The following is an 18434-nucleotide window of genomic DNA, read 5'->3' as shown; positions in this document are numbered from 1 at the left end:
TTCAGATCGAATTCCAATCGAAAGTACCTGTGCTTCAGGTTTGAACAGTGCAACAGTCAGGTCAAATCGTTAGTATGTTGCGCCAATCTGTTTCACGACAAAATAGGGCCGGTTATCTGTCACCGTGACCTGGATTTGGGTGACGCTGCCATTTCGAATCGTTAAATTTGAATACCATTGAGGATTTTTCCAGTCGAGGCCAAGCACATCTGCCACTATGGCGCGAATCACGCCGCCGTGCGTTACGATCAAGACATCGTTTCGCAGCTCGCTGACTATCCTGCTCCAACAGGCAGTCACTCGCATACTGAAGTTTTCCAGCGATTCGGCCTCAGGTAATCCTGAGCTGGCCGGGTTGTGCCAGAATTGCTCAAGCTGTTGCCACTCTGCGCTCGTGCTGGTTATTTCCTCAAACGGTGTGCCATCTAACTGGCCAAAGTGCATTTCTTTCAATGCGGGTTCGCACACCAGAGGGTGTTCACCTGCCAGTAATTCAGCCAGTGATATGCAGCGACGCAAAGGAGAGCTGATGACGGTTTGATAGTCGATATCTGCCTGGGTGAGGGCGTGGCAGATCGCCTGATTGGTCTCGGGGCACACTGCTATATCCGTAGAGCCGTACAAAGCGGGTGCGCCATTGACTTTTCCGTGGCGGATGAATGTGACGGTGAAGGTTTTCACCTGGCGCTCCCTTTTAATTGGAGTGGTAAGCCGGCTGCTACCAGCGTGACTTCATCGGCAATGGCGGCGAACTGCTGGTTCATGCGCCCGGCGTTGTCGACAAAATAGCGGCTCACTTCACCGAGCGGCACCACACCCATGCCGACTTCGTTCGACACAAAGATCAACCGGGCCTGGCTGTCTTTTGCAGCCTGAACCAGTTCGGCAATGCGCGCTTCCAGCGCCTCATGACTGCATGTCTCTTCCAGAGAGAAAATCACGTTATTCAGCCAGAGGGTTAAACACTCAATCAACACCACATCGTTCGCGGTAAACTGAGTTAACAGGTTTGCCAGTTCCAACGCACATTCGTGTTCAGCCCAGTCATCCCCACGCTGCTGCTGATGGTGTTTGATCCGCATGCGCATTTCATCATCAAAGGGTGTGGCCGTGGCGACATAATGCAGTCTTTTGCCCTGTGTTGCTTTTTCTTTAGCCTGCTGCTCGGCAAAACGTGACTTGCCGGATCGTGCACCGCCGAGTATGAGGCTCACTGTCGCTTGCATCGTCATTTTATCCCCATTGGTTGTGAACTGAGGCAATAAGGATCAGGTAAATCAGGAGTTCCATGAGCTGCTGAGCGGCGCCCAGACAGTCACCGGTAAATCCGCCAAGCCGCGCATTCAGCCAGGCTTTGAAACCGATCCGAAACAGAACAGCCGCCACGATCAGCACCAGCGCCAGATCGGGCGCCAACACAATGCAAACGAGGATACCGGTCGCCACTGAAAAGAGTAACTCAGGGACGGTCTGGGCATTGGCGAGCGGTTTGCTTTTGCTGGTACTGGTGTCGCTGACATAGGGCATGTCGAAAATCAGCGAGGCCGCCACGGTACGGCTGAGGGTGTAGGCAATCAGCAGGACCACGGCCAGTTCGGTGTGTACAGCCAGATAGCTGAGCATGATAAATTTACCCAGCAAGGCCATGATCAGGGTGGCGGCACCGTAAGTGCCGATCCGGCTGTCTTTCATAATGACCAGACGGCGTTCTGTCGTCATGCCACCGCCAATGCCGTCAGCCATGTCGGTCAGACCATCCTCATGAAAAGCCCCGGTCAGAAGTAGGCTGAACACCATGGTGATAAAGACGGCGAACTGTGGTGGCAGCAAGGCTGCGGAGAGATTGTAAGCAATGGCGCACAAGATCCCCAGTATCAGCCCCACCAGGGCAAAGTAACGCCCGGCCCGATTCATCCGTTCGTCGGAATAGGGCGTCGATGCCGGAATGGGGAGGCGGCTGAAAAACGACACCGCCAGACAGAATAACTGGTACTGATAACGAAGGTTGAACATTTACACCGTGACTCCGGCATCGGCGAAGCTGGCCATGTGATTGTAAAATTCCGCACTGGCGCGAAGCAGGGGATAGGCCAGTGCCGCACCAGTGCCTTCACCCAGCCGCAAGCCTAAATCCAGCATCGGCTGGGCTTCGAGCAGGGCTAATACTTTTTGATGTCCCTGTTCTTCAGAACGGTGCGCAAAAATCATCACATCCCGCGCTTCCGGCTTGAGTAAAGTGGCAATATAAGCGGCCATCGAAACGATAAAGCCATCGACCAGAACAGGAATACGCTGGTCACTGGCCGCCAGAAACGCACCGACCATCTGAACAATTTCAAAACCACCCAGCTCAGCGAGTGTTCGCAATGCATCAGGTTTTCCGTTTTCATTGTATCTGGCCACGCCCTGACGAATCAGACTGATCTTGTTGCCCAGTTGTGCATCACTGATCCCTGTGCCTTTACCGACGCAATAGGCTGCGTCTGTCTTACTCAGCGCCGACAGCAAGGCGGATGAACTGCTGGTATTGGCAATGCCCATTTCTCCGAACATCAGCAGATTACAGCCAGCGTCGATGGTTTGTTTGGCAATGGAAGCGCCCAATTCCAGTCCCTCGGCAACCAGCTGCTGACTCATGGCGGCTTTCTGGGCAAGGTTATGGGTTCCGGCACCCAGACGCTGCACGATGAAATCAGGATGATCGGTTTCAACCGGGAGCAATATGCCGCAATCAATAACCTTCAGGTCAATGTTGTTCATGCGGCAGAACTGATTAATCGCTGCACCCCCGGCAAGGAAATTGAGCACCATTTGCTGGGTCACTTCGCTGGGGGCAATACTGACGCCTTCTTTGGCTATGCCATGATCACCGGCGAACAGCAGCATGGTCGGCTGCGTTAAGGCAATGTGGGTAACTGCTTCTTTTTGTCCCTGACTTTGTAATAAAGCAAGCTGGTGGGCTGTGGTTTCGAGTTGCCCTAAGGCGCCCAGAGGCTTGGTTTTGTTATCGATACGTTCCTGTATGACTGCTGCGTGGCGAGTGTCTAACATGATTTTTAACGCTCCGGTTCAGTGTTTTCCATAATCAATGTATTGCAGTTTACTCGCCAGTGGGTTCACTATCCAGTGAAAGCAAAGTGTTTGATATTGTGACGTCAAAATGGCAGGAGCAGTGAATGGAATATGCAGGTGAGCTCAAATTTTTGGACGGGACGGTTCTTCTCTAAACAGAAGGCACTGCTTTGTCAGTCATTGACATCACAGGCCAGATTATACCTGGCCTGTGATTCATTCCCTTACGCCTTTAGTTGGGCCTCCAGCTTCGCCAGCATGAGCTGGGCGGTCTGCAGTGCACCTTCCACCCAGCCCTGACTGTGGGAGTAAGCTTCGCCACAGATATAAAGATGAGTATTTGCTAATGGCTGGACGATGTTCTGTGCCACATCATCACTTTGCACACCAATATTCCAGCTGTTCCAGCCGCCGCCATAAGGGTCATCACCCCAGTCGCGAAATGCCGCCTGAAGCGGCAGTGTTTGAGCCGCATCAGTGCCAGACACATTATGTATCAGGTTCACCTGCCGGGTGACTTCCGCAATCATAGACGCAGGTGCCTGATGCGCTTCCCATTGCGGATCGACATTTTGTTGTTTCAACCGACGTCCTGTAAATGCCTTGTGTTCTGGTAAGGGCAGGACTTCCAGCTGTTGTTTCCATGCCAAACCACGTTTTTGTCTGTAACCATCCCAGAACCCCACATTGACGCCGTCATCATAACTTGCCATCAGAATTGCCGGGCCGTGTAACGCAGGTTGTCCTTCGTCGGTTGGCCAATAGTAGGTTTGCCGGACGGGCATGTCAGTCACGCTGCGTCCTGCTTCAATGCCGGATTGCTCAACCCACCAGGGGGACGCATAAGTCGTAAATAATTTAAACAGCGGCCTTGGCGTGACACTGCCGGTTAAGGCTTTCACTTCCGGTTGCTGCAAAACAGGACAATTCGGTTCCAGTAAGTCGATGGCGCGTCTTGGCATCGCAAGTACAACATGCGTGGCTGTACACTGGATAGCACTGTGTGCAGTATTAGCCAATTCACTGGTGAAATTGAGGCTAAATACACCGTTCACCTGTTCAAAACCATTCAGTTTGTGACCGAGTAACAGCTCGCCACCAATCGCCTGAAGTTCTCTGGCCAGCGCTAATGGCACAGACTGGAAGCCCTGTTTAAATCCGAGGTATTCCACCCCATCACCGAAATCGGTCAGAAACCAGGGGATGGCATCGGCGGCATTCCAGTTCGACAAAGTCGAATTATAGCCACCGGCATCGCGGCAGTAACTGTAGTCTTCGCTGCTCATCACAACTTGCAGCACATTCCAAAAGCCCTGTTCGTACAGCATTTTGCCATTGAATTCAGCACTCATTGCCATTTCACGGCGCTGTTTTTCAGTGAGATCAATGGCGGTAATGCCGGGAACGATTTTATCTAAGGCTTCAATTACCAAAGCGCCAGGTGTTTTGCCAAAAGCATCTGGACTGTAGTTGTATGGCAAAGCATGCGGGTTATTTTGATAATCCCACAGCCGAAGCCGTACATCGCGTAAAAAGGCGATATTGGCCGGTGTATCGACCGGGAAAGGGTAGGTTTCTATCGGATCTGGCAGCGAAGAAAACTGGTTGATTTCATTCAGTAATGCGTGGATCAGTGGCTGCCGCTTGACATCCAGAATGCGCATGCCACCCAGCTCAGCGACCATGTTATTGACATCCGGCGCCTTGACCGACAGTAAACGGCCACCGACGCGATCGCTGCCTTCAAAAACAGCAATGCGCTTACCGGGGAACTTCTTTTTTAACTGCCAGGCGCTGTAAACGCCTGAGACGCCAGCGCCAATAATGGCGACATCATAATGTTCACTCATATTACTTTTCCTTGTAGGCAGAATGGGGTCGATCAGGCCAGAGTGCTGACATGATCCGGGTTGATTTCATCCAGAAGATCCCTGTGGAAATAGTTCAAAGGCGGACGTCGATACGTCGGTGACGTTTTGAGCGGCCCCCGCTTTGTTGTACTGCGGCTGGATCGTGTTCAGTCCGGATGTCCAGCACATAGGGTTTGTTTTCATTCAGCACGTAGTGAATCGCTTGCTGTAAAGCGGCATTCAGCTCTGTTGATTTTTCGACCACTTGCCCCTGAATGTCGGCACCCATGGCATTGGCAATCTGGTGGAAATTGAGCTGAGGATGCTGCAACGACAGATAATCAACGTCGTAATTGTGGTAACTGGTTGGATCGGCAGGGTCCGGCTCTACCGGCTTTTTCTTTGGTTCCCAGCCATAAGAGCCAATCACCTCTTCGAGGCCATTTTGCAAGGTATGGTATTCCCGGTTGTTGGTGATGATATACAACACGGCGAGCTGATATTTGGCGGCACTCCACCATACTTGCGGGTAAAACAGGGACGAACCATCGCCGACCGCATTGATCACCAGTTTGGGCGTGACACCCTGAATTGCGGTGGGTTGAATTTTAATCCCCAGCGATGCGGGCATTGACCAGCCAAGTGAACCGCCGGAGACACAGTAGTAGCTTACCGGCTTGCTCATTTCCTGATTCAGCGGCATCAGGTACTGAAAGCTTGGGCTGTCAGACACGGCTTCATGGACATAAACAAACTCGTTTGCCAGCCCTTGCTGGGTAATGGCCTGAGATAAATAGTGCGGGATCAGTGCCGGGTTAATGGTCCCTGAAGCGTTTTGCTGGGCCTGAAGTAAATAGGCATCCCAGTCCTTGCGGCGCTGCTCACTGAGCTTGCTGAGTAACAGGTTGCGGGCGTCTCTTTCCTGCTGAATATCGCCAGAAACCGGTAATTGAGCTATGACTTGGTTCAGTTTTTCCAGGCTGGCTCTGATCCCGCCCAGCACGGCATGGCTGCCATAGTAATTTTTACCGATGTCCCAGGTGTTATTCGAGAGATATAAAATGTCCACGGATGCCGGGATGAGCGGCCCATCGGCGTAGTTAAAGACAGTGACCTGAGCCTGATTACTGTAGCCCACCAGAAAAGCCACATCATGTTGCTGATAAATGGCTTGCAGCATGGCCTGGTTACCGGGCAGCTCGCCTTGCCAGTGATCATCATCGTTCGGGAAGTTTGCCAAACTACTGAAGGTTTGCAGCGCCACAGGCGCACCGACAGTTTGCGCCAATACTTGCAATTGTTCTGTGGCGTTGTCGTACCCGACACCATCACCGGCAATGATGATCGGGTTTTTGGCCTGTGCAAAGCGCTCAGCCAAACGTCTGATTTCATCCGGATCACCGGCAAAATTGGTGGGAATACGAGTAATACCCGGCAGCTTTTCAGGCAGGCTCGGCAAGGGTTTTGCCATCATGAATTCCCAGGGAATAGAAATAAACACAGGGCCACAAGCCGGCGCTTTGGCTTCTTTGAAGGCCCTTTGCAGCACCAGCGGGAATTCGTAGGGGGTGCGCAGTTCGTGCGACCATTTACAATACTGACTGGCTAACTCTTTGATATTGGAAGAAAGCAGCGGCTCTTGAGTGACCAGCTCGTTTTGTTGCTGGCAGCAAAGAATCACCAGCGGCGTATGAGAGCGATAAGCGTTGAACAGGTTGCCGATACCGTGTGCGATACCCGGGGTGATGTGAACCACCAGAACCCCGGGTTCTCCGGTCATGCGTGCAGCACCCATCGCGGCACCCATCGCAATGTTTTCGTGTAAACATTCGACATACTCGACATTATTTTCAGCGTAGGAGGTGCCGTCGATAATGGGAATTTCATTGGTGCCAGGAACGCCAAAAATTTGGCGGATATTGAGTTGGTTGAGCGCATCATATAAATAATCGCGCATGATGCGAGGAGGCATGTCAGACATGATTTATCCTTGTTGATAGAGGGTACAACACTCTCCCTGTTGGTGTGATGTAAACAAAAAGTTAATTTTTTGTATTTCGACATTAGTTCAGCGGATATTGATGTTCAAATTTATTTATTGAGAGTTAGAACATGCGCCGGAAAAATTATGGTGTACGTTAATTCTTAACTTATTACCTTATTTGTCATTATATGTGATTGATTTAACTTAGTTAAAGTGAAGTGGATCTTTCGGATAGATCTATATTCATAAATTTTAATGGTGTCCGGTGCGCCACGGGTATTTTGATGGTTTTGTATTTGTGCGATGTGATGTGAGTAAGTTTATGTTTTTAATTGTTTTAAGTGGTTGTTGAACTGATATGGAGAATGGCATTTTCCATCAAGCCATCAGAGAAATGCTATGCTTGCTCCCTTTCTGACCCGCTTTGATAACGAATAGTGTAAGGGATCAAAAGTGTATTGTGACTTTTTAAGTTGTTATTTTTCTCTGTTTATTGATGTGTTTATTTATCTCTGAGATGAATCGGTTAGCAAGAATTACCATCTGTACAGCTTATTGAAGTCAAGTTAATGACGGTTGCAAAGTGATTACTATTATTTTTCGCCTGTATTTCTGCTGTTTTTTTTCGTGTAGGCTATTGATGATTCATGATATTTTTATTCATAACTCTATAGAGAATAGATAAATTGAAGTGAGAGTGTCATGGTCGCATCGATTCTGCTGGCAGGTATGATTCAGAGTATTGTGCTCGGCGTTTATTTAGCAATGAAAAGCAAAGCGCAGCATGTGTTTTGGTTGCTGGCGGGTATCCATTTTTGCTTCGCGCTGGATCTTTCGCTCAACCTTGCCTGGCATCAGGCCTGGTTGACATCCCGCATCAATATGATGTGGCCGCTGATTTATCCGGTGCTGTTTTTCCTTTTTATACGTCTGTGTTTAACCCAAAGATCACTGACTCGCCGGGATACAGTGCATTTGTTACCGCTGGTTTCACTGAGCTTGTTATGTGCGGACTTGCTTGTCGCGCCAGGGGAGACAGGGATCTCGGCGAGGCACCAGTTGTCTGGGATCTTGCTGATTGTGTTCTATCTGGGCTATTGCCTGGCAAGTATCCGGCTCGTGTGGCGCTATCAGACACGGCAGGCAATGTTTCAGGCTAAGTTATCCAATGCGAATTTGCTGGTGTTGTGGGGGATATGCGCCAGTCTGATCTTGGCCATGGTCATGGTGATACCACAGGCTATCTTGGCGACGCATTTCCCTTTACCGTATCTGACGGTGTCTTTGCTTCTGTTTGTGATGACCTGTTGCCTGCTGATTCAACCGACGCTGATGAATTTTGAGGTGATGGTTGAATTACCTGACGAAGCAGCGGACAGCCAGCCTGACGATGTGATGATGGCCCTGAGTCAGACGGTTCTGATGTTGATGGATGATAAACAATATTACCTGAAACCTGAGATAAGCCTGTCGTCACTGGCCGGGGAAATGGGTGTTAAACCTTATTTGCTGACACAGGTGTTGAATCAGGCAATGGGAATCAAGTTTTATGATCTGGTCAACCAGCGACGTATCACACATGTTTGTGCGCTGATGGAGAAGCGCCCTTCGAGTGCGCTGCTGGAACTGGCATTTGAATCGGGCTTTAACTCAAAATCTACATTCAATGCGGCATTTAAAAAATATCAGCAATGTACGCCATCGCAGTACAGGACTCGGCTTCAAGGTGCGAATTAGCCAATTCGGACGTCTGATTCCCGTATCCGGACGCATGATTCTCCGATCTTCTTATTCTGGAGGTCCAGAACGAGGAGAAAACCATGATGTTAAAACAACTTTGCAAGATAGTCTTTATCACGATGTTAGCAGGGCTGACCGGCTGTGATTCAGACGACAATGACAGTAAAAAAACGGCATATACCCATGTTTACCCATCGCCAAGCGGTCCTTATCGGGTTGGGGTGACCAGCATTGATATCTTGGATGCCGGGCCAGACAGCATGAGTCCAATGCCGAATCAAACGCGTCGTCTGCCCGTCAGGGTGTATTACCCCACGCAGGAAAAAAGCGGCATATACCAGTCTTACTTTGATCAATGGGGCCATCAGGTCGGCTACCTTGACCGTGTCCGGCCGAAAAACGTGCCTGTGCACCCCAACCAATTTGATCTGGATGAACTCACTTCCTGGTCACAAGCTGATGCAGCAATTGCACAGGCAACCTCAGGAAGGGGCTGGCCGATACTCTTCTATTCTCATGGCGCGTTTTTATTTGAGGTTGATAATACTGAGCTTTTGGAAGACCTAGCCAGCCGCGGTTATGTTGTGGTGTCTATCAATCATACCTACATTTCTGGAGTTGCCAGTTTTCAGGATGGCAGTTCGGTGGGCACTTATGTGCCCTCTGATGCGAAAGACGTGGGAACGGATAAAGGCTTTGCGTATTTTGATCAGGTTGTCGCACCGCAAATCACCCATGACGTCACCGCAGTTTATCAGTGGTTGTCCGGACACCCGGATCGCTTTGATGATCAGCTGAATGAAAGCCGTATCGGGACTTTGGGTTACAGTCTGGGCGGATCGGCAGCCATGAATAGCTGTGCTCAGATGGCGGACTGTGTGGCCAGTGTCAACATGGATGGTCTGCTGCTGGGGGATGTTCGTACACAGCCACTCAATAAACCATTGTTGCTGTTGCAAACACCCAAACATGTGCTTGATCAGGCCTTTGAAGACAACGGGCATGAGACGTATCTGCTGACAATTGCCAATACGAATCACCGGGATTTTATGGATCAGAATCGTTGGGTGGTTGGCTATCAATCAGGAATTGAGGGCAATTGGATGCACGCGATTGTGAAACAAAGTGTGGGGACTTTCTTTGACCGCTATCTGAATGATACCGAGATCAAATGGCCGGAGTCTGATGCGGTCACGATTCAAGTGAAATAATTACGAAAGTCATTGGCGTTATAAAGAAGCCACATCAGAAACCGCTCACTTTGGGGCGGTTTCTGATGATATCCACTTCAGGTCGTGCGTCTGAGAGGCCCGTTCAGGTGCATCTACTCAGTGCAGACCGAACTGGCATTGAGTGAAATTTTACACGTGTTGTGCTGTGGCTGATGCCAGTAGCTATTGTCAAAAGCTGCGTTGCAGCCGGCATCTTCCATCAGTGCCACATCACCGTCGCACAGTAACATCACGGCGTGATCACCCTGAATGTCTAAAATCATCTGATACTCGCTGAGTTTAGCCAGCTTGTCAGGCGCGGAAGACATGGCTTTCGCAATGATTTGTTCATCCGCCAGATTGTTTATCTCGCCAAATTTGATCTCACCGTCTACTGCTTGGGCGACATCTTTTAAGATAGACGCCAGATCGTACATGGTTTCATCGGAATACTCTGCCTGGGCGGAGCATGACGTTAATGTCATGAAGAGTACGAATTTGATTAACCCTTTCATATTTTTACCCATGCTGTTAATACACCGCTTTCGCAATAGCCAGTGTCAAGGTTCCAGTTTTTAAAGAAGTCTGTGTCACCATTATCAAAAACCGCTTCAGCGGTTTTCTCCCAAAATAACTGGATGGTTGACACGGCCCGGTCAAAAATCTCGTCATAGTGTTGAATGCCATGCGGCGTTTGTAATCCTTCGATGAACTCACTGTTGACTTCCTCAGGTAGCGGGTAAGTCAGACCCTGAGCAGAGGCAACGTGTCGCGCCCAGGCGAACAGTTTGTGTGATTCTTCAGCGTGATTCACCACCGTCTGAAAACCGTGATGCCAGCGGTTAATGTCTGGCGTACACTCTTGTGCATAATGCGGATAAACCGCAACCAGTGCTGTCTGCCAGACATCATGAATGATGAGATCAATCGCATCGTCATCGTTATCATCCACGCAACTGCCAATATTTTCCTTGACCCGGTCTGCGAGACCAATATTCCCTAAATTCATGACCTTATGCCAAATATAGGTATCCTGATGCATTTCACAGATCCGGTGATCTTTGGCGTTCTCACTGTAGGGGCCAACCTTCAGCTCGACAACCGGGTGGATCGTGATATCCGCGGCAACATGTGCCACAAACCCACACAGCCACGCGAATGCTTTTTCCTGATGGGGAGCGTCCAGTTGTTTGATGAGATCGATCAGGGTCGCAATGAACTTGCCCACCTCGTTGTAGTGCATCTCATCCGCCCATTTATTTTGAGCATGATTCCCGATGGCAAGATAGGGGTAATCTGGGCTGACACAGCCAAATTCTAAAAACGCTTTGTATTGAGACAGCGTTTTCTTCACGTGCTTCGGAACGTTCAGATTCCTGAGCGCTGTATTCTCAGAAGCTTTATCGACGGTTGATATATGAGCAAATGCACCAGGCATAATCTTCTCCATTCATATGGCTGGAGAGATTGTAGACGGTGTGAATGAATAATTATGCGATCTGATTCATACAATGACAGTGTGGTTCTGTCGCGATTTGGTATGATTTAGTGCTTTTTTCTGTGTTTCTCTTTCCGTATATTGTGCGTCGGCTAATCAGTGTACGGGTTTCTGGTCATCCCGAGAGAATCTTGACATCGGATCATTGGGTTGCAGCAGTTGTGTTGCTGAGTTGAGCAGTTTCCCGGGTGTAAAGCGAGGAGAGAAAGAAAGTGTTGGGTATTGAGAATTTATGGTTGTTTGTTGTCTCCGGCTTGCTACTGAATATGATTCCCGGCCCTGACTCGTTGCTGATTGCCGGACGAGCGGCAACGCAGGGGTTTAAAGCAGGCTCGGCGACTGCGCTTGGGATAGGGACGGGAACAATGATTCACATTGTCGCCGCGGCATTGGGTTTATCCGCCGTGCTGGCTTCTTCCGCGACTGCATTTACTGTGGTCAAAATACTGGGTGGGGCATACCTTATTTACATGGCAATCAGTATGCTCAGAAGCAGCAGTGCTGACGGTAACACTGAGGTAATGCGAAAGCCAAAGGCATCGTTAAAGCGAATTTACTATCAGGGTTTTATTACCAACCTGTTTAACCCTAAAATCGCAGTTTTCTTTCTGGCATTTATGCCGCAGTTCATCTCTGCATCCAGCGAAAATAAGGCCTTGGCTTTTATTGTGCTGGGACTGATTTTTAACGTGAACGGCATGTTGTGGTGCCATTTAATCGCTTGGATGTCGGCGTCGCTCAGTCGTCGATTATCGGTTGGTATCGCGACCAAGAAATGGTTATCCCGGTTTACGGCGAGTCTGTTCGGCGTGTTCGGGATCCGGTTGTTGCTCACTTCACAAAGCTAACCGGTAGGAAGCTAAGCAGCCTGAATCATTGCTATGTGGGGGATAAACAAAAAGCGAGGCCATGCGCCTCGCTTTGTTTTGTGGCAGAAATCTCCAGTTTAGACTGTCTCAGCATAGGGGAAGTGGACAATTACATTTGAACTTACGTGTACTAATTCAGACCTGATCTGACATAAACAAAAGGCGAACCAAACGGTTCGCCTTTTGTTATTCAAGTTAGTTTCCAACTCGGTTATCTGTGATCAGGATCAATTAATCCTCGATATAGTTCTCAATACCCGGGCAAGAGCAGACCAGATTCCGGTCGCCGAAGACGTTGTCGACCCGGTTGACGGTTGGCCAGTATTTGGCACCTTTGCTGTGCGCGGATGGGTAGCACGCCAGCTCGCGGCTGTAAGCGTGCGTCCATTCGGCATCCATCAGATCAACCTGAGTATGTGGTGCATTGACCAGCGGGTTGTCTTCCAGCGTCCACTCGCCAGACTGAACGCGGGCGATTTCCTGACGAATGGCAATCATGGCGTCACAGAAACGATCCAGCTCGGTCAGATCTTCCGACTCGGTCGGTTCAATCATCAGGGTGCCGGCGACCGGGAAAGACATAGTCGGCGCGTGGAAACCATAGTCCATCAAACGCTTCGCAACGTCTTCTTCCGAGATGCCAGAGGCTTCTTTCAGCGGGCGGATGTCGATAATACACTCGTGCGCAATACGACCGTGAGTACCGCGGTACAGTACAGGGTAGTGGTCACGCAGGCGTTCCATCACATAGTTGGCATTCAGAATCGCCAGCTTCGTGGCTTGAGTCAGTCCTTCCGATCCCATCATCGCGATGTAAGCGTAAGAAATCGGCAAAATCGAGGCTGAACCCAGTTCGGCAGCGGAAACCGCGTACTGAGCACCTTCGGTTGCTTTCACGGATTCAACGTGACCAGGCAGGAAAGGTGCCAGGTGTGATTTCACACCGATTGGTCCCATACCCGGACCGCCGCCACCATGCGGGATACAGAAGGTTTTGTGGAGGTTCAGGTGAGAAACGTCCGAACCGATAAAACCAGGGTTGGTCAGGCCAACCTGAGCGTTCATGTTGGCGCCGTCCAGGTAAACCTGACCGCCAGCAGCATGAACCAGTTCGCACACTTCGCGCACCGCTTCTTCATACACACCGTGCGTCGACGGGTAAGTAATCATGATGCACGACAGGTTATCGCGGTGTTTCTCAATCTTCGCTTTCAGATCTTCAACATCGATGTTGCCGTTGGCGTCACAGCCAACCACGACAACTTTCATCGACACCATGGCAGCAGAAGCCGGGTTTGTGCCGTGGGCAGAACTTGGGATCAGACACACGTTCCGGTGGCTGTCGCCATTGGCCGCGTGGTAGCGCTGAATCGCAATCAGACCGGCATATTCACCCTGCGCGCCAGAGTTCGGCTGCAGTGAGAAAGCATCGTAGCCGGTGATTTCACACAGCATTTCAGACAGCTTGCTTGCCAGTTCCTGATAACCCTGAGTTTGATCGGCAGGTGCAAACGGATGCAAGCCACCGAATTCAGGCCAGGTCACCGGGATCATTTCTGCTGCAGCATTCAGCTTCATGGTACAGCTGCCCAGCGGGATCATGCCGTGGGTCAGAGAATAGTCTTTGTTTTCCAGTTTCTTCATGTAACGCATCATTTGCGTTTCACTGTGGTACTGGTTGAACACAGGGTGAGCCAGGAACTCACTGGTACGGCGACAGCTTTGCGGAATCGCCGCGAATTCGTCAGCGGCAATATCGTCAGTGAAAGCGGTGGCTTTCAGTGCCTGGCCGGTGAAAATTTCCAGCAGTTCTTCGACGTCAGCCACTTTGGTGGTTTCATCCAGGCTCACACCCAGCTTGTCGCTGTATTTGCGCAGGTTGATACCGGCAGCCAGGGCTTTCTTGTAGATAGCGTCGGTTTGTTTGCCTGTGTTGATGGTCACAGTATCAAAGAAGGTATCATTCACCAGTTCCAGACCCGCGTTACGCAGACCGGCGGCCAGAATTGCGGTCAGATGGTGCACGCGGCGACCGATTTTACGCAGACCTTCAGGACCGTGGTACAGCGCATAGAAGGCTGCCATATTGGCCAGCAGCGCCTGAGCAGTACAGATGTTGGAGGTCGCTTTTTCACGGCGGATATGCTGCTCACGCGTTTGCATCGCCATACGCAGCGCCTGATTGCCCTTGGCGTCTTTTGATACACCAATGACACGGCCTGGCATGGTCCGTTTGTGCGCATCTTTGGTTGCCATGAAGCCGGCATGCGGGCCACCAAAGCCCATTGGGACACCGAAGCGTTGTGCACTGCCGATGACCACGTCCGCACCCATTTCGCCCGGTGCTTTGAGAATCGTCAGCGCCAGCAGATCAGAAGCAACCGCCACCAGGGTTTTCTTGGCGTGTGCTTTTTCAATGATGTCAGCCAGATCGGCAATCGCACCGGTTGTGCCCGGGTATTGAACCAGCGCACCGAATACGTCGTGTTTGTCCAGCTCGTCAGCTTTGCCACGGATGATCTCAATACCAATGTATTCAGCACGGGTCACAACCACGTCAATGGTTTGCGGGTGCAGATCGGTAGAGACAAAAAAAGCTTTGCTCTTGCTCTTACTGGCACGCTGACACAGGGTCATGGCTTCTGCGGCTGCAGTGGCTTCATCCAGCAGGGAAGCATTCGCCAGTTCCATACCGGTCAGATCCATGATCATCTGCTGGTAGTTCAGCAGCGATTCCAGACGGCCCTGAGAAATTTCAGGCTGATACGGGGTGTACGCCGTGTACCAGCCCGGATTTTCCAGCACGTTACGCAGAATCACGTTCGGCGTTAAGGTGTTGTAGTAACCCTGACCGATGAAACTGCGGTTGATGACGTTCTTACGGGCAACCGTCTTCAGTGCAGACAGCATGTCTGCTTCGCTTTGTGGCTGATCCAGCTTCATCGCTTCTTTCAGACGGATGGAAGCCGGTACAGTTTCTTCAATCAACTTGTCAATGCTGTCGGCGCCAATGGTCTGCAGCATTTTTGCCTGCTGTGCGTCATTTGGGCCGTTGTGACGGGCAGCAAAAGCTTTGTCGTCACTGAGTGCATGTAAAAGGTTCATGTCGGTCATGGTTCTTTCCTGAACAGTTACTACACATTGCCCGTGAATGTCTGGGCAATGGCGAGAATTCTCTTGGGTGGAAAAACGGCTTTCATGTTGAAAGCCGCAGTGTTCCATTACTCTTCGATGGTTGCCTGATATTGGTCAGCATCGATCAGTTTGCTCAGTTCTTCAACATCAGCAATCTTGATTTTAGCAATCCAGCCACCTTCAAACGGTGCTTCGTTGATCAGTTCCGGGCTGTCGCTCAGCTCTTCATTGATTTCAACGATTTCGCCGGTGACCGGGGCATAAATGTCAGAGGCCGCTTTCACAGATTCAACCAGAGAGAAAGACTCACCGGCTTCAGTGCTGTCGCCTACTTCTGGCAGGTCTACGAAAACCACGTCGCCCAGCAGGCCCTGAGCGTGGTCAGTGATACCCATGGTGATTGTACCGTCGCCGTTGTCGCGGACCCACTCGTGGCTTTCAGTAAACTTTAGGTTGCTCATTTAAATCTCCTCGCGCAATGTTTCTGCATCTTTGTTATTTATGAGGGCAGGCGAGCGTGAAATAGCTGCCTGCCGACCATTTTCTGTCACATTAAAATGAATTTACTGGTACATCGGGAAGCGGCTGCACAGTTTCTGTACCTGCTGCTTCACGCGTTGTTCTGTTTCGCTGTTATCGTCCGGGTTGGCTGCCAGACCATCCAGCACATCGCCAATCCACTCACCGATTTGTTTGAACTCGGCTTCGCCAAAGCCACGGCTGGTGCCAGCCGGTGTACCGAGGCGGATACCTGATGTCACCATCGGCTTTTCAGGATCAAACGGGATGCCGTTTTTATTGCAGGTGATACCGGCACGTTCGAGCGCTTCTTCTACCTGATTGCCTTTCAGGCCTTTCGGACGCAGGTCAACCAGCATCAGATGGGTATCCGTGCCACCAGTGACAATGTCACAACCGCGTGCCTGCAGCGTCTCTGCCAGCACCTTGGCGTTATTGATCACGTTTTTGATGTACAGCTTGAATTCTGGCTCCAGCGCTTCACCCAGAGCAACGGCTTTACCGGCAATGACATGCATCAGCGGGCCGCCCTGCAGGCCAGGGAACACGGCAGAATTGATCTTCTTATTAATGTCTTCGTGGTTGGTCAGAATCATACCGCCACGAGGGCCGCGCAGGGTTTTGTGCGTTGTGGTGGTAACCACATGTGCGTGCGGCAGGGGTGACGGGTGTTCACCGGCCGCAATTAATCCTGCGATGTGCGCCATATCGACCATCAGATAAGCGCCGACTTCATCGGCAATGGCGCGGAATTTTTCGAAATCCACCTGACGCGGAATCGCAGAACCGCCGGCAATGATCATTTTGGGTTTATGCTCCAGTGCCAGCTCGCGCACCTGATCGTAATCAATGTCGCAGCTGCCCTGACGGACGCCGTACTGAACGGCATTGAACCATTTGCCCGACAAGGCAGGGCGCGCACCGTGAGTCAGGTGGCCGCCGGCATCCAGAGACATGCCCAGAATGGTATCGCCCGGCTGCAGCAGCGCCAGCATCACGGCGCCGTTTGCCTGTGCGCCTGAGTGCGGTTGAACGTTGGCGTATTCACACTGGAAAAGCTGTCTGGCGCGCGCAATGGCAATACGCTCAACTTCATCAACATGCTCACAGCCACCGTAGTAACGGCGTCCTGCGTAACCTTCGGCGTACTTGTTGGTCAGGCAGGTGCCCTGAGCTTGCATGACGGCTTTGGAGACGATGTTCTCAGAGGCAATCAGCTCAATCTGCTGATTCTGGCGGTTCAGCTCTGCGGCAATACCGGCATTCACTGCGCCATCAACCTCGGCAAGGTTGGTTGAGAAGAACATTTCCAAGTCGTGGTTTTGGTATGAAGCTTTCATTTCACGTTATCCTCAATTCGCGCTCTGAACCGGTTCGTGCTGTACGGTATCTCGGTACGCAGAGCGGTATATGTCGTTATGTCTCGTTGTTATCGCTTCCCTGGCTTAAGCGAAGCACAGAAGTGCATTTGCCTAACAAGTGCGTTACATACGTTTCTATTGATAACGGATCAAACCAGAATTTCCAATAGTGGATTATCGTTCACTTTAGTGGCCGCAATCTTACGCAAACGTTTGCTTCTTGTCATGTAAATTTCTATGATAGGGACCAAATTTTCGGTACTTATCTGGCAGAAATGTGTGTGAGCTCTAATTCTTTTTAGTGGCTGATGCCAGTATTCATGCACTCTGATGGCCGATTGTGCTGCCTTTTGCGTGGTTCTCATCGCGATACTGGCAGTGGAACATCCGGGTGTCCGGCACAGAAAAATGTGTCAGATATTCTCTCGTGTTTCCTATTGGAAACTTTATTTCAAATATGTTGTATAGGTCATGGTTTTGTCTTTGCCTGGCTTCCCACTTGTTAACAGCTTGTGTAAGAATGATTGAAAGACGTGCCTCGGAGGGCAAAATGAGTAGTGATGAACAACAAGTGGATCCGTACCCATCACTGACTGTCGCCAGGGAACGGGAGTCAGAGAATATTGAGCCGTTGCAGCTAGGCAAGCGGTTGAAAGAAATACGTATGGCCCACGGCCTGACACTGGAAGAGGCCAGCAAGCGTACCGGATTGGCGCGCTCAACCTTATCTAAAATTGAGAATGAACAAATCTCGCCGACCTTCCAGGCGATGCAGAAACTGGCCACCGGATTACAGATAGATATTCCGCAACTGTTTGCGCCGCCCAAGCAACTGGTGGCCACCGGCCGCAGAGACATCACGCGACAAGGTGAGGGCAAGCCGCATCCCACCACGACCTATGAGCATGAATTGCTGGCGACCCAGTTACGCAATAAAAAGATGATGCCCTTTAAGTCGCGGGTTCGTGCCCGTCATTTTGATGATTATTCAGACTGGATCCGGCACGACGGCGAAGAGTTTTTACTTGTGCTGTCCGGGAAAATTACCTTTTTTTCGGAGTTCTATGAACCGGTACGCCTGAGTGAAGGCGACTCAGTGTATTACGATGCCACCATGGGGCACATGCTGGTGTCAGTCAGCGATGAAGACGCGCTGATCCTTTGGGTGACGGCGTCATGACTGCCGCGCTAGCAC

At 50.7% G+C, this 18434-nt stretch carries 15 protein-coding genes; 4 read left to right on the top strand and 11 right to left on the bottom strand.

Annotated elements, in window-relative coordinates; genetic code table 11:
- Positions 1-69 precede the first annotated feature (69 nt).
- The 6 genes from P4S53_RS02305 to P4S53_RS02280 all read right to left on the bottom strand — a co-directional run bounded on the left by P4S53_RS02305 (position 70) and on the right by P4S53_RS02280 (position 6903).
- The gene (locus P4S53_RS02305; RefSeq protein WP_337111191.1) at positions 70-681 is read right to left on the bottom strand and encodes a histidine phosphatase family protein; all 612 of its coding nucleotides are present in this window, start codon (positions 679-681) and stop codon (positions 70-72) included.
- Complete coding sequence (cobU, locus tag P4S53_RS02300; protein ID WP_337111190.1) at positions 678-1232, bottom strand: bifunctional adenosylcobinamide kinase/adenosylcobinamide-phosphate guanylyltransferase; 555 nt, start codon at positions 1230-1232, stop codon at positions 678-680. Before cobU ends, P4S53_RS02305 begins: the two co-directional genes overlap by 4 nt.
- 1 nt (position 1233) lies before the next feature.
- Positions 1234-2013 carry an adenosylcobinamide-GDP ribazoletransferase gene (locus tag P4S53_RS02295; RefSeq protein WP_337111189.1) on the bottom strand — a complete coding sequence of 260 codons (780 nt, stop codon included), beginning with the start codon at positions 2011-2013 and terminating at the stop codon, positions 1234-1236.
- On the bottom strand, positions 2014-3051 hold the full coding sequence (cobT, locus tag P4S53_RS02290) for a nicotinate-nucleotide--dimethylbenzimidazole phosphoribosyltransferase (RefSeq protein WP_337111188.1): 1038 nt from the start codon (positions 3049-3051) through the stop codon (positions 2014-2016).
- Positions 3052-3296: 245 nt separating this feature from the next.
- On the bottom strand, positions 3297-4922 hold the full coding sequence (locus P4S53_RS02285; protein ID WP_337111187.1) for a flavin monoamine oxidase family protein: 1626 nt from the start codon (positions 4920-4922) through the stop codon (positions 3297-3299).
- A gap of 94 nt (positions 4923-5016) precedes the next feature.
- Positions 5017-6903 carry a thiamine pyrophosphate-binding protein gene (locus tag P4S53_RS02280; RefSeq protein WP_337111186.1) on the bottom strand — a complete coding sequence of 629 codons (1887 nt, stop codon included), beginning with the start codon at positions 6901-6903 and terminating at the stop codon, positions 5017-5019.
- A 705-nt stretch (positions 6904-7608) separates the two neighbouring features.
- Here P4S53_RS02280 and P4S53_RS02275 point away from each other — a divergent pair.
- Positions 7609-8643: a helix-turn-helix transcriptional regulator gene (locus P4S53_RS02275; protein ID WP_337111185.1), complete on the top strand. Its 1035-nt coding sequence runs from the start codon at positions 7609-7611 to the stop codon at positions 8641-8643.
- Positions 8644-8726: 83 nt separating this feature from the next.
- A complete protein-coding gene (locus P4S53_RS02270; protein ID WP_337111184.1) occupies positions 8727-9857 on the top strand; it encodes an alpha/beta hydrolase in 1131 nt (376 codons plus the stop codon).
- Between the two features lie 113 nt (positions 9858-9970).
- On the opposite strand, the gene P4S53_RS02265 is transcribed toward P4S53_RS02270, so the two are convergent.
- A complete protein-coding gene (locus P4S53_RS02265) occupies positions 9971-10372 on the bottom strand; it encodes a hypothetical protein (RefSeq protein ID WP_337111183.1) in 402 nt (133 codons plus the stop codon).
- Positions 10369-11295, bottom strand: coding sequence for a zinc dependent phospholipase C family protein (locus P4S53_RS02260; protein ID WP_337111182.1), 927 nt, complete (start codon positions 11293-11295; stop codon positions 10369-10371). The genes P4S53_RS02265 and P4S53_RS02260 overlap by 4 nt, the downstream gene beginning before the upstream one ends.
- Before the next feature lie 272 nt (positions 11296-11567).
- Between P4S53_RS02260 and P4S53_RS02255 the strand changes: the two genes are divergently transcribed.
- A complete protein-coding gene (locus P4S53_RS02255; protein ID WP_337111181.1) occupies positions 11568-12203 on the top strand; it encodes a LysE family translocator in 636 nt (211 codons plus the stop codon).
- A gap of 252 nt (positions 12204-12455) precedes the next feature.
- On the opposite strand, the gene gcvP is transcribed toward P4S53_RS02255, so the two are convergent.
- The 3 genes from gcvP to P4S53_RS02240 form a co-directional block, all read right to left on the bottom strand.
- Entirely contained in the window at positions 12456-15338 is a 2883-nt protein-coding gene (gene gcvP / locus P4S53_RS02250) for an aminomethyl-transferring glycine dehydrogenase (RefSeq protein ID WP_337111180.1), read from the bottom strand.
- 107 nt (positions 15339-15445) lie between these two features.
- A complete protein-coding gene (gcvH, locus tag P4S53_RS02245) occupies positions 15446-15820 on the bottom strand; it encodes a glycine cleavage system protein GcvH (RefSeq protein WP_046221130.1) in 375 nt (124 codons plus the stop codon).
- 102 nt (positions 15821-15922) lie between these two features.
- Positions 15923-17218, bottom strand: a complete 1296-nt coding sequence (locus P4S53_RS02240; RefSeq protein WP_337111179.1) for a serine hydroxymethyltransferase — start codon at positions 17216-17218, stop codon at positions 15923-15925.
- Between the two features lie 571 nt (positions 17219-17789).
- Between P4S53_RS02240 and P4S53_RS02235 the strand changes: the two genes are divergently transcribed.
- On the top strand, positions 17790-18419 hold the full coding sequence (locus tag P4S53_RS02235) for a helix-turn-helix domain-containing protein (protein ID WP_027251068.1): 630 nt from the start codon (positions 17790-17792) through the stop codon (positions 18417-18419).
- The last annotated feature ends 15 nt before the right edge of the window (positions 18420-18434 follow it).

This window comes from Photobacterium sp. Hal280, from assembly GCF_037162255.1.
Classification (GTDB): domain Bacteria; phylum Pseudomonadota; class Gammaproteobacteria; order Enterobacterales; family Vibrionaceae; genus Photobacterium.
The sequence above is the reverse complement of the archived record's forward strand: the minus strand, read 5'-3'. Positions and strand labels throughout refer to the sequence as shown.

Bases quoted from the DNA above. Each gene is read 5' to 3' on its own strand.
- cobU (WP_337111190.1), bottom strand. From the start codon at position 1,232: ATGACGATGCAAGCGACAGTGAGCCTCATACTCGGCGGTGCACGATCC.
- P4S53_RS02295 (WP_337111189.1), bottom strand. From the start codon at position 2,013: ATGTTCAACCTTCGTTATCAGTACCAGTTATTCTGTCTGGCGGTGTCG.
- cobT (WP_337111188.1), bottom strand. From the start codon at position 3,051: ATGTTAGACACTCGCCACGCAGCAGTCATACAGGAACGTATCGATAAC.
- P4S53_RS02285 (WP_337111187.1), bottom strand. From the start codon at position 4,922: ATGAGTGAACATTATGATGTCGCCATTATTGGCGCTGGCGTCTCAGGC.
- P4S53_RS02280 (WP_337111186.1), bottom strand. From the start codon at position 6,903: ATGTCTGACATGCCTCCTCGCATCATGCGCGATTATTTATATGATGCG.
- P4S53_RS02275 (WP_337111185.1), top strand. From the start codon at position 7,609: ATGGTCGCATCGATTCTGCTGGCAGGTATGATTCAGAGTATTGTGCTC.
- P4S53_RS02270 (WP_337111184.1), top strand. From the start codon at position 8,727: ATGATGTTAAAACAACTTTGCAAGATAGTCTTTATCACGATGTTAGCA.
- P4S53_RS02265 (WP_337111183.1), bottom strand. From the start codon at position 10,372: ATGAAAGGGTTAATCAAATTCGTACTCTTCATGACATTAACGTCATGC.
- P4S53_RS02260 (WP_337111182.1), bottom strand. From the start codon at position 11,295: ATGCCTGGTGCATTTGCTCATATATCAACCGTCGATAAAGCTTCTGAG.
- gcvP (WP_337111180.1), bottom strand. From the start codon at position 15,338: ATGACCGACATGAACCTTTTACATGCACTCAGTGACGACAAAGCTTTT.
- gcvH (WP_046221130.1), bottom strand. From the start codon at position 15,820: ATGAGCAACCTAAAGTTTACTGAAAGCCACGAGTGGGTCCGCGACAAC.
- P4S53_RS02240 (WP_337111179.1), bottom strand. From the start codon at position 17,218: ATGAAAGCTTCATACCAAAACCACGACTTGGAAATGTTCTTCTCAACC.
- P4S53_RS02235 (WP_027251068.1), top strand. From the start codon at position 17,790: ATGAGTAGTGATGAACAACAAGTGGATCCGTACCCATCACTGACTGTC.